The sequence below is a fragment of the Kolteria novifilia genome (assembly GCA_007748055.1).
GTDB lineage: Bacteria > Planctomycetota > Planctomycetia > Kolteriales > Kolteriaceae > Kolteria > Kolteria novifilia.
Genome location: CP036279.1, coordinates 652,680 through 663,491 on the forward strand (window position 1 = coordinate 652,680; position 10,812 = coordinate 663,491).

A 10,812-nucleotide genomic window follows, 5' to 3' on the forward strand; every position below is an offset into this window, starting at 1 on the left:
CCTCGCCCCTCTCCGTCGGATCGTTTCCCATGAACGTCAACAAGCACTTAGCCTCGACCCACCCTCCACGATCCATTGCAGCACTCCGCGCGATCCTCGCGGAGCTTCAAGCGGACTGCCGCTACCAAGAGAATCTCGATTGGGGCGAGCCGCGATCGGGGCACCCGGAAGGATCGATCCGTCAGCACCTCGACGAACTGCAGCGAAACCTCGACCAGCTTCGGCCAAGAGTCAGCGACGGCCACTACTGGAAACTCAGGATCCTGATCCATGTTCACGACAGCTTCAAGCCGGACGCCAAGCCTGGGGTTTCGATCGAGGACCCGCGTAGCCACGCTTCGTTGGCCCGCGCCTTTCTCGCCGAGTATTGCGTCGATGCCGATCTCTTGGCGATGGTGCAGTATCACGATGAGCCCTACGCCCTCTGGCGAAAGTCGGGCGGTGCCGGCTGCGACGAGAAGCGTCTCGCGAGGCTGATCGAGCGCATCGACGACTGGGATCTCTATTCGGCGTTCCTGATCATCGACGGTTGCGCCGAGGGCAAGAGCCGGGAGCCGCTCGTGTGGTTCTTCCGGCAGATCGCGGGGAGAGTCGACACGAAATTTGGGACTGAAGACATCCTCTGAGAGAGAAGGAACCGACGCCCCCTACGCGAACCGTTCGTGGGTGACGCGTTGGATCAACCGAAGGAGAAGGACGAGGGCGACGATGCCGACGACCACCGCGCCGGCGGCGGAGTAGAGGATCGACGCGAAGCGGTTCTGTTGCGCTTCGGTCAAGGTCTTGTAGGGCTCGAGAACCACGAGGATCACCGACTCGTCGTTGTGCCACTCGGGGATCGGCACGCGGGCGCCGTAGGCGATCAGCGAGTCCTTGGGGGAATAGGGGACCGGGACAGTTTGGTATTCCGTGCTCGGAATCGCCAGCGAGCTAAGTTCCGGAATGATGTCGGTCAAGGGTTCAAATTTCGTCAGCGGCACCGGCAACGCGTCGCGGGCTTGCTTCGTCGCGTAGATCACGATCCCCAGGCTGTCGGCGACGATCAGCGGCAGGTCCAAGATCTTCTCGTCGAGCCGCAGCAGGCTGTCGACGATGCGGTTGGCCGGGTCGATCTCGATCAGGGCGACCCCCAGCAGCTTGTCTTGATCGTAGACCGGCGTGGTGGCGATCAACCGCCGCTCTTGCTCGGCACCGGGATGCTCGTCGATGGCCTCGATGTGGGTGACGCGCACCTCCCCCGGTGGCAATAGTAGCGTGGCCGCGACGGCCCGGATTTCCGCCGACGTCTCTAGATCCTGATTCAGGTGGACCGTCGTGTTCGGGTCGTCGGGCGAGGTGAGCCGCACCGCGATCCTCGCAATCATCGGCTTGTCTTTGGCGATGAGCGCCACCTTGGTCCGAGAGCCCCCCTGGCGCAGAAAGGCCTCGAGCACTTGCGCGAGGTTTGATTGATCGAGCTTGTTGTCGCCCAATTCGCCCTTGAGGTCGGCGCGCACCGAGGGAAGTAGACTCAGCAGACGATTGTTGTCGACCAGGTCGACGGCGCTGTTGTGGATCACGACATGGAGCGTGCGGATGGTCGAGGCGAAGTCCTGGAGCTTCGAATCGGTGAGGCTGTTCCGGCCGGCGGTGTTGTAGCCGAGAAAGAGCGTGACGACGAGCACGAGCCCCATCAACGTCGCGCTGACGACCGTCGAGACCGTGCGGTTGCGAAGCACCAATCGCGCCAAGCGATGCAGAATGTCCTCGCGGCAGGCGGCGATCGACTCGCCCAATTGCCAGCGCTTCAGATCGTCGGCGAACTCGCCGGCCGACGGATAGCGCTCGTCGGGATCGAACGCCATCGCCTTCTCGCAGATGGCGCTGAGACGTTTCGGCACGCCGCGACGACGGACGCGCGGATGATCGGTCGGTTCGCTGGCGACACGAGGGTAGAAGGTTTGGCGGTCTTCCACCTCGCGACGGCGATGCGGCGGCTGCCCCGTGAGGATCTCGTAAAGGATCGTCCCGAGCCCGTAGACATCGCTGCGATGATCCGCTTGGTCGCCGCGGGCCTGCTCGGGCGGAATGTACGCCGGGGTCCCGAGCTTCGAGTCGGGGGAGGTCAATTCGAGCCAGCTTTCGGTACCGGTCGACGACTGGGGGAGCACGTCGTCGGTCTCCTCGGCGGACTTGGCCAACCCCCAGTCGATGAGGATCACTTCGCCGAACTCGCCGATCATGACGTTGCTCGGCTTGATGTCCCGATGGATCACTCCGACCGAATGGGCATACTCGACCGCGTGGCAGACCGAGATCAGCGCCGAGAGGCACTGGTCGAAGAGCGTGGCGAGCGGTTCGCCGGCGCTACGGCGCTGGTGGAGTTCGGTGATGAGCTCGTGGAGGGTGCGTCCACCGATCAGCGGCATGACGATGAAGGGGGAGCCGGTCTTGCTATCGTCGCCGACTTGGTAGACGGTGAGGATGTTCGGGTGCTGGAGTCGGCCGGTCAAGCGGGCTTCGCGGAAGAAGCGGCGCCGATGCGGTTCGGAATCGACGATCCGCTCGGAGAGGGCCTTGACCGCGACGTCGCGTCCCAAGGGCCATTCCTGGGCATGCCACACGCGCCCCAGCCCCCCTTGGCCGATGACGTCGATCAATTCGTAGTAGCCGCTGGGAAGGAAACAGCGCGATTCGCCGTTGGTCGATCCCACCAGGTAGGCCCGGACCACGTCGTCCTTCAGCCCCGGGAGGACCTTCGCGATCACGAGTGTCGCGTACTGGCCGAGCGAGAGTTCGCGCCGTTGGCGTTCGCGCTCGATGTCACCGCGGAGTCGGTCGAGCTGCTCGGCGGTATAGACGCCTTCCTCGATCAGGAAGTGGGCGAGCCCTTCGCCGCTGCACTTGGGCAAGATGCCCGCGAGGCGTTCCTCGTCGAGTCGTCCGATTTGCACCGCCAGTGCGGCGATTAACCGATCGAAGACCCAGACGCTGCCGCTCGTGGAGAAACCGCTACTACTTGACGAGAGCGACATGCCGGCCTCCTTGCGATCGTGCAGACCGTTGAACGATTCGATGCCGACGGCGAACGGTCCTCTCGACCTTTCTCGATGTCGAGGAAGACTCGGCTACTCTACGGATTCACTCGCGTTCGTTCTCCTCGAACTTGGCCGAGATCGTTCGTTCTCGTCTTGGCCGGCGGATTCTTCACCGTCTCTTTAGACCTGCTTGAGGAAGTCGTTCCACTCGTCGTCGCCGGGCTCCTCCTTGGCTCGCTTCGGCGGGATTTCGGTGCCGGGAGACCCACTCGTCGAGCCACCGTGGGACAGCCATTCCGACCAGGTCGGTTCCTGGGGTGAGGCATCCTCGGCCGAGGGAGCCTTTTCCGTCGACGCGGGGGGCGGGATGCGTTGGGGCGTCGGCGAGACGCCCGAGACCAGCGGCCGGTCGATCGGCTTGCCGCCGTTTCGTTCCCGTTCGGCCCTCTTGGCGCGAACCTTCTCGACGATCCGATCCCGCAACGGCATGGGGCCACTGACGAGGTTGACCCTGGGACGGTTCGTGGGCGTTGATTCGATTTCCTCGTCCAATGAGGAGTCGGTCGACTTCATGGCCCAATCGGAGAACTCGGGCAGCAGCGGCTCCTCGCTGGCGGGCGCCGGTTCCAGAAGGGCGTTGACCTCCGCGCGGTACTTCTCGTGCAGATCGCGATCGAGATTGAAGACCGGCTTGGGCGGGTGAAGTGGCTTCTCCTTGAAGGCCTTCTTGTCTTGGTCGAGCTTGGCGGCTTGCTCTTTGAGTCGCATCACCGAGGTGAGGCTCTCTTGAACGTGGTCGACGGTGTGGGAGCGAAGCTCGGCCATCGTCGAGGCGAGACTCGCTTGGTGAGAGGGGAACTCGGCGATCATCGCGTCCAGAGCGTCGCGCGACTCGCCCTCGGGGACGTGAGCGAGCGTCTGGCGAAGCCTCTCCTGGATCGACCCGAGTCCCTTGGTGATCTGGGATTCGAGGTGAGCGTTGAAGGGATTGCTCTCTCCCTTGGTCTCTTCGAGAGCATCTTCGAATCGTTGGATCAACTCGTCGAAGTTGAACTTGTCCAAACCCATCGTCGAGTTCCTCGCTTACGCGGCGCTCTTCTGGTCCCAGTGGTTCTCGGTCGCGAAAATCGCACGACCGATCTCGAAGGCGTTGCCGGCTCGCAACAGGCGATTGGCACCGGGAAAGGCGTGGTGGCGCCCCAAGCGGAGGGCCATGATCGCGAGTTGTCGGGCGCGCGTCGGGTTGGTGGCCTCGGGCACGTCCGTCGACCCGGAGGCACAGCCGGTGTAGCTGGCCGCGGTGCAGAGTCGGCCGACGGGATCGGCTTCCCCCAGTACGTCGGCGGCGACCGCGACCTCTTGATGATGCTCGTGGATCGGCTCACGTACCCAAGCCGCGACGCGGCGGATCCCCTCGACTTGGACGTCGCTAAGCCCGCCGTTGGCGTTGCCCCAAACGCAGAGCGTCGCCCACCAGACCAAGTCGCGCAACGGGAGGCTCTTTTGGAGCAGCTTCATCGCGTCGAAGTAAAGTCCTCGCTCGGCGAGAAGCTCAAGCGCCTCCTCAAGTTCCACCGCGTTGCCGATCGCCCGACGCGCGTCGAGGTCCAATTGGCACGAAGTGACCAGTTGACCGAGTTCGGTCCCATAGTGGCTCATTCGGATCGTCTCTCCATCCTGTGGAATCACAAAGGCGGGATCCAGGGGGCGGTCCCTTCCGCGAGGCCGACGACCGCGAAGTCTCCTTCCACGCTGGCGTCGCCGACGACGTTGCTCGCCCCCTCGACCGACAGGTCGCCGGTGATGTTGACCGCTCCTTCAACTGCGGTCACGCCGTTGATGTCCACAGCTCCATTGATCGTGACGTCGCCGGTCAGCGATATCGTCGGGCTTTCCACCGCGATTCCTTCCTCGCTGATCTCAAAGGTCGCTTCCCCGGCACGGATGATGATCGAGGCGTCGCTGAGGGTGATGCTACAAACCGCGGCGCTGGCCGGTACCTTGAGCTGGATCACCGTATCGTCGCTGATCGTCGTCTCCTCGGCGGTCAACTGGATCGCCCGTATCGCCGCGGGGGGCTCCTCCTCGCCGACGTAGAGGGAGATCGTCCCTTCGGGCGTCGTCGAGATCGAGACCGACGGCATCTCGAGCGTCTGCCCGACCAGGACGCTCGCGATCGAGGGGGCCTCACCGGCGAGTAAATAGACGCCGGTGTCGCCTTGAACGATGGTGGCTCCTCCCGAGTCGGCGGCGGCGCGGGAACTGATGATGACGCCGCAAGAGCCAAGCTCGTAGTCGGCGCTCGTGTCGGGGGTGTAACTGGTGATGGTGACGCCGGTGGTCGCCGAGACGGAGTAGAGTCCCTCGACCCGGAGGTCGACGCCGTCCGACTCGGAGCTGCCTGCCGCGTCGAGAAGGGACGGTCCGACCCCTTGGCCGCCGCCGGCGCCTCCCACATTGTTTAGCGAGGCTTTGAGGTCCATCATTTGGTTTTTGAGGTTGGTCGCGACCTTGTTCATCTCTTGAGTTTGCGCCGCGATTTTGGCGTCCACGTTGGCGATCGATTCGAACCGCTTCAGGTCGCTCATCTTCGCGGCTTTGTCGGGATCGGGCTTCTGGAAAATGACCTCGTAGTTGGTGATCGCCGAGATGATCAGAAGCTGGGTCGCCTCGATGAGAAAGCCCCAACGGGCCGAAGAGACTGGGTCGTCGCTGGGGAGCCAGTAGTTCGCCAAACGCTGACCGATGACGGAAACCAGGTAGGCGATCGTGAGCGCCTTGAGCACTCCGGGAAAGTCGCTGATCTTGTAGGACTTCTCGTGCTTGGAGCCGCGGACGTATTTCACGTTGGGACCGTAGAGAATGCTTGTCGTCGTCCCGAAGATCGCCGCCACGTTCCCATGGACCCATGGGCCCGCCATCAGGTACGCGGCGATGAAGCTCGCGTAATCCTCGATCTCCTCGCTGTCTCCGATGCCGGGAATCGAGCCGAAGAGCCATCCCAGCACTCCCGAGGATGCTCCCAAGCCGATCAGGGCGCCCCAAGCCGAACCGAATTTCTCCGTTTCGCCCACGAAACCTAGCGGATCGAGGACCGTCAGTTTGTGAATCCCGAGAGTGAGCTCTTCCCAGAACCCGGCGACCCCTTCCTGTTTCATGCCCCAAATCAGTGCCATGTCGGCGAAGACGTCGCCTTCCTCGTTGGCGGGGCCCGTGAAACTGGCCGGTCCGGTGCTCTCGCCCCCAAGCCCCGAACCGCGATGCGTCGGCAGGATCGACGTCGTGCCAGGCGTCGGTGGTTCGCCAAGCCCCCACGTGAACTCCGTGCCCGGAACTCCGCTCGGCAGCAGGGGGGAGAGTCCGCTGGCCCCCGAACCGCTGCCCGATTGCCATGGTTTCTGCGGGGGAACGTACCGATTCTTGGGGCCGCCGCCGACCACCATGCGGGCGTTGGAGAGCGAGGTCACCTCTTGCGCGTGGTTATTGATGGATCGCTGCGAGGAGCGGTAGAGATAGTCCGACGCCGTATGCCCGAGGCCGCCGACCGCGTCGTCAGTCCACTGGAGCGTTTGCTCGGCGCTGTCGCCGAGCCCCTTCGTCCTGGTGGTGGTGAGGTACGAATGTTCCGGCAAGGTCACGGCGGCCGGATTGGCCGCGCTGTGGACGCTACCGATGACGACCAGCGAGTCCCAATCGTCGTGGAGCATCGCGATGATCACCTCGTCGCCGGCGCGCGGGATCGATTGGATTCCCCGGGATGAGCCGGCCCAGTGTTGCAGGACGCGGGCCCAGTGGGTCGTTTCGTCGTTCTTGCGTGACCAGTGAGGCTTGACCTGGACGCGGCCGTACTTGTCGGTGAAGGGATGGCCCGCGCGAGGGCCCTGGACCGTGGCGCTGTGAAGGCTGGTTCGTTCCCCCTTGCCATGGGATTGCGTCGATGTGGCCGGCGCCGTATTCCACGCGGTCGTCGTGCCTGTCGTGGCCCGGTAGGGAGGGACGTACAGCACGTTCTTCGGGTGCAGACGGAAGCTGTTCTCGTAGCCGACTTCGCGGAGTTCCTGGTCGCGATCACCGGCAAGATAGCTTCCTTGGGTCGCTCGGTGCTCGACGCTCCTGACGAGATACGCCCCGTCGAAACTGTCGCCTTCGGTGACGTCGACGAGGTAGCCTGGGGTGAGCGGGGCCGCGTTGCTCTCCCCCTCAATGGTGAGGCTTGCCGTGACCTCTTCGCGCATCCGGAGAGCGGCGAACCGTTCGATGGTCGGCTGATGCTCGTTCAATTGGGAGGTTTCAAGGGACCCCGAGAGACCGACTTCTTCGATCATCCGCGCCGAACCGGCACGGCAATCGTATCGCTCCAGCTCGCCACCGGGCCACGATCCGATCGTGTGCGTCGCCTTTCCAATCATCACGGTCGACTCGGTCGACTTGCTTGCCGAGAGCTCCGCGTCGTTGAGTTGGAAGGCGTGGTCACCCAAGGTGACTCTCGATGGGCAAAGGGCTTGGCGTTTGCTCAGCCGAAGGATTCGCGGCCCCTCCAGGGGATGGGTTGTCAGATCGTTGAAGGGGAGGCTGGCGCCGGGGCTCTGGGCGGAAAGTGCGAGCGAATTGTCGGCGAAGACGACCTTCTCGGAGTCCCCCTGGTGATCGAAGTACCAGAAGATGCCTTCCTCGTGGGCCAGATCGCGGGCGAACTCGAAGTAGGACTGATCGAACATCGTGATCGACTTGCGCGTCGGGTGTTGTTCGCTGAGTTTGAACGAGGCGGGGATGTGGAACTGCTCGAGTACTTGAGCCAGAACGTCGTGCACGCTGATGTCGTGAAAGAGGCGGCAGTCCCGCGTCTGGGTCAGCAGCCACAAGCGTGGCACGACGATCGCGCGGTAGTAACGCAGCGGGGTCGATCGCGACGCCTCTTCGGCGAACTCCCGAATGATCCCATGGATGGTTCTCGGCTCCGACGACGATTGTCCGAGCGTCAGCGTGACTTGCTTGCCAAGGAGAGACGCGAACTCCAGTGGCGGTGACTCGCTGGGAGCGACCAGCTCAAGCTGAAATTCGAAGAGCTCGTCAATCGCTTCTCGACCTTGGAGCCGGACCGGGAGCAACGCGTCGTCCGCAAGACCGGCAACGGAGAAGCCGATGATCCGATTCTTGCTCGAGAGTGAAACCATGGAGGACCTCGCGACGGGGCGTCGCGCCACGGGGCGAGACGCGAGCAACTAGGCTTACGTACGCACACGTTACACAGGTTCGCTTCGCATGGCTACTGGAGGCCTAGGAGTCCTGATGGGCAAGTTCGTTCATACAATCTCGACCGTGTGATCGTGCGGGAGATTGTCCGATCACAGGCGTTTCCCGCATGCCCACGGCGAGCGTGGGTCTCTCTTGCATGCCCACGGCGAGCGTGGGTCTCTCTTGCATGCCCACGGCGAGCGTGGGTCTCTCTTGCATGCCCACGGCGAGCGTGGGTCTCTCTTGCATGCCCACGGCGAGCGTGGGTCTCTCTTGCATGCCCACGGCGAGCGTGGGTCTCTCTTGCATGCCCACGGCGAGCGTGGGTCTCTTTTGCATGCCCACGGCGAGCGTGGGCATGGGCACCCAAGAGTCGGCACCCAAAAGTCTCTTGGCGCAATGAACTTGCCAATCAGGACACTCGCTTCGTCTCGAACCTGCTTTTGTCGGCGCGGCTTTGTCGGGCTTTGCCAACGCGCTGAGCCCCGCGCCGACGAACAACTTTTGATACGAAGCTTCGGGTTGTGATTGTCAATGTCGCTGAATAATCTCTTCCATCTTTTGGCCTCGACTCCCGCGGGGGGGGTGTCCGCGTTTGTCGTTAAGATGAAGGAAAATCGGCAGGTGTTCGGAGGCTTTTGCACCCAGTCGATGCGCGAGCAAGGTGCCCGCGAATCGCTTGACGGTGGAATCGCTCGTCAGGGCCGTTCGCCGTCCGTTGAACGACTCGCAATCGGTATCGAATAGATCAGCGGGCTGCTAGCGTCCTGATGGCAAGTTCGTTCATGAAATCTCGACCGTGTGATCGTGCGGGAGATTGTCCGATCACAGGCGTTTCCCGCATGCCCACGGCGAGCGTGGGTCTCTCTTGAAAGCCCACGGCGAGCGTGGGCATGGGCACCCAAGAGTCCTCTAGTCGATGATTTGACCAGTCAGGACACGAGTGAAGGGGACCGGGAGTATGGCAGAGCGACTGCCGTGAGGAATTCGTGACACGGCCGGGAATCTGGGCCAGGCCGCGTGAAGGCGGACTCGCCGACCACGATCGCAGTGGGCGGGGACGACGCGCCTTGGAGGGTGTTCAGAAGTCCGAGACGATCTCGCCGCCCTGGATGGTCGCCAAGTTGCGAAACACCGTGGTGTCGACGTTGTCGTTCACGAAGCGGACCGTCCCATCGGCCAGCGCCACGTGGGCGCCGCCGGGATGGAAGCTGGAGCAAGCCCAGGTGTTGTTGGACTGCCCCTGCAATGCGTTGGGCGTCCACTCCGCATAGGCCCAGTTGTCCAGCGCCCACGTCCGGCTCATCTCCCCCGACGTCGGATGGTCGGCATGTCGTCGCGCCCACGTTTCGAGCAGGAGAGTGGTCTTCGAACTACCGTCGCTGATGTCGGCGAGGCGCGTGCTGGAGTTTGGTCGGAAGACGCCCGTCAGGTTGTTGCGATGATCGCTGTCGCTGTCTCCCGCGCAGGCGAAGTAGTGCATGATGTAGCCGGTCGTCTCCGAGTTTCCCGACCAGGGAGTGACCAAGCCGTCGTAGGGATCGGTGGGGCACTGGAAGACCGGAATGCGAATTTGCAGGGCGTCCTTGTTCGACTGAGCGGTGGTGAGCCGGCGGGCCTCGAAGTCGAGCATGTCGTAGACCCCTTGTTGGTCGATCTCGGGAAGGATGAGCGAGGCCCAGTTACCCATGCAGTGCGACCACTCCCCATTCGAGCCCAAGGGCGAGGGGAAGACTTGCGCGGGAGGGAAGACGCCGTGCTTCTCCTCGTAGTTGAGGAGCCCCAAACTCAGTTGCTTGAGATGATTGGAACATAGCGAGCGACGCGCCGACTCGCGAGCGCTCTGGACCGCGGGCAAGAGGAGTGACACCAGTACGCCGATGATGGCGATGACCACTAAGAGTTCAACGAGCGTGAAGGCGCGCAGGGGCGAACGGCGGTGGTGGAACATGGCATGATCTCTCGGGGAAAAAGAAGAGGAGCGAAAACCCTTACTTCAAGTCGAAGTCAAGCGTGTTGGTCTTGCTGGCGACCACGTGGGCGGTCAAGCCGGAGGTCGTTTCGTCCGCGTACCTCATCGGTAGCGTTTGGGTTGGCGGCATGTCGGAATAGGGATCGGCCGATAGAGAAATGCTGACGCGATGTTCGCCGAGAATGGCGCCGGAACGCGTCCCCGAGGTGACGAGCGTGTAGCGACCCTCCCTATCGGTCACCCCGATGGCCATCGGGCCCGACGTCCCTCGCTCGCGGTCGGGAATAAAGGCAACCATCGCTCCCGCGAGCGGTTCGCCTTTCCAAGTGACGAATCCCACGGTCTCGGCGAGTTCCGGCCCCGCGTGGCCGTACTGGCAACCCAACAGTGGGAGGGATGTTCCCAGGACGAGTGCGACCACGAAGAGGTCGCGCTTCCCAAACGTGAAGCGTCGCACGCGACGACATGGCATTGGCGTCTCCCTCGAGAAGGTGCGAGTGCGAGAGAGTCAATCACGATGCAATGGCGGAACGCCACCTGTTGAACACTTAGATACGTGCATCACTTCGTAACATAGTCATCCTCGAC

Annotated in this window: 7 protein-coding genes; 1 reads left to right on the plus strand and 6 read right to left on the minus strand. The window is 63.1% G+C overall.

Annotated features, from left to right (window positions below; genetic code table 11):
• Positions 1-29: 29 nt before the first annotated feature.
• Complete coding sequence (locus Pan216_RS02440; RefSeq protein ID WP_145254317.1) at positions 30-626, plus strand: hypothetical protein; 597 nt, start codon at positions 30-32, stop codon at positions 624-626.
• A gap of 21 nt (positions 627-647) precedes the next feature.
• On the opposite strand, the gene Pan216_RS02445 is transcribed toward Pan216_RS02440, so the two are convergent.
• The 6 genes from Pan216_RS02445 to Pan216_RS02470 all read right to left on the minus strand — a co-directional run bounded on the left by Pan216_RS02445 (position 648) and on the right by Pan216_RS02470 (position 10,696).
• Positions 648-3,014 carry a serine/threonine-protein kinase gene (locus Pan216_RS02445; protein WP_145254320.1) on the minus strand — a complete coding sequence of 789 codons (2,367 nt, stop codon included), beginning with the start codon at positions 3,012-3,014 and terminating at the stop codon, positions 648-650.
• 183 nt (positions 3,015-3,197) lie between these two features.
• On the minus strand, positions 3,198-4,085 hold the full coding sequence (locus Pan216_RS02450; RefSeq protein ID WP_145254323.1) for a hypothetical protein: 888 nt from the start codon (positions 4,083-4,085) through the stop codon (positions 3,198-3,200).
• A gap of 15 nt (positions 4,086-4,100) precedes the next feature.
• Positions 4,101-4,676: a DUF6931 family protein gene (locus Pan216_RS02455; RefSeq protein WP_145254327.1), complete on the minus strand. Its 576-nt coding sequence runs from the start codon at positions 4,674-4,676 to the stop codon at positions 4,101-4,103.
• A gap of 26 nt (positions 4,677-4,702) precedes the next feature.
• Complete coding sequence (locus tag Pan216_RS02460) at positions 4,703-8,191, minus strand: type VI secretion system Vgr family protein (RefSeq protein ID WP_145254328.1); 3,489 nt, start codon at positions 8,189-8,191, stop codon at positions 4,703-4,705.
• A gap of 1,142 nt (positions 8,192-9,333) precedes the next feature.
• Positions 9,334-10,203 carry a DUF1559 domain-containing protein gene (locus tag Pan216_RS02465; protein ID WP_145254331.1) on the minus strand — a complete coding sequence of 290 codons (870 nt, stop codon included), beginning with the start codon at positions 10,201-10,203 and terminating at the stop codon, positions 9,334-9,336.
• A gap of 40 nt (positions 10,204-10,243) precedes the next feature.
• Positions 10,244-10,696, minus strand: coding sequence for a hypothetical protein (locus Pan216_RS02470; protein WP_145254334.1), 453 nt, complete (start codon positions 10,694-10,696; stop codon positions 10,244-10,246).
• Between the last annotated feature and the right edge of the window lie 116 nt (positions 10,697-10,812).

Coding starts and splice junctions, on each gene's coding strand:
- Pan216_RS02440 (WP_145254317.1), top strand. CDS start 30: ATGAACGTCAACAAGCACTTAGCCTCGACCCACCCTCCACGATCCATT.
- Pan216_RS02445 (WP_145254320.1), bottom strand. CDS start 3,014: ATGTCGCTCTCGTCAAGTAGTAGCGGTTTCTCCACGAGCGGCAGCGTC.
- Pan216_RS02450 (WP_145254323.1), bottom strand. CDS start 4,085: ATGGGTTTGGACAAGTTCAACTTCGACGAGTTGATCCAACGATTCGAA.
- Pan216_RS02455 (WP_145254327.1), bottom strand. CDS start 4,676: ATGAGCCACTATGGGACCGAACTCGGTCAACTGGTCACTTCGTGCCAA.
- Pan216_RS02460 (WP_145254328.1), bottom strand. CDS start 8,191: ATGGTTTCACTCTCGAGCAAGAATCGGATCATCGGCTTCTCCGTTGCC.
- Pan216_RS02465 (WP_145254331.1), bottom strand. CDS start 10,203: ATGTTCCACCACCGCCGTTCGCCCCTGCGCGCCTTCACGCTCGTTGAA.
- Pan216_RS02470 (WP_145254334.1), bottom strand. CDS start 10,696: ATGCCATGTCGTCGCGTGCGACGCTTCACGTTTGGGAAGCGCGACCTC.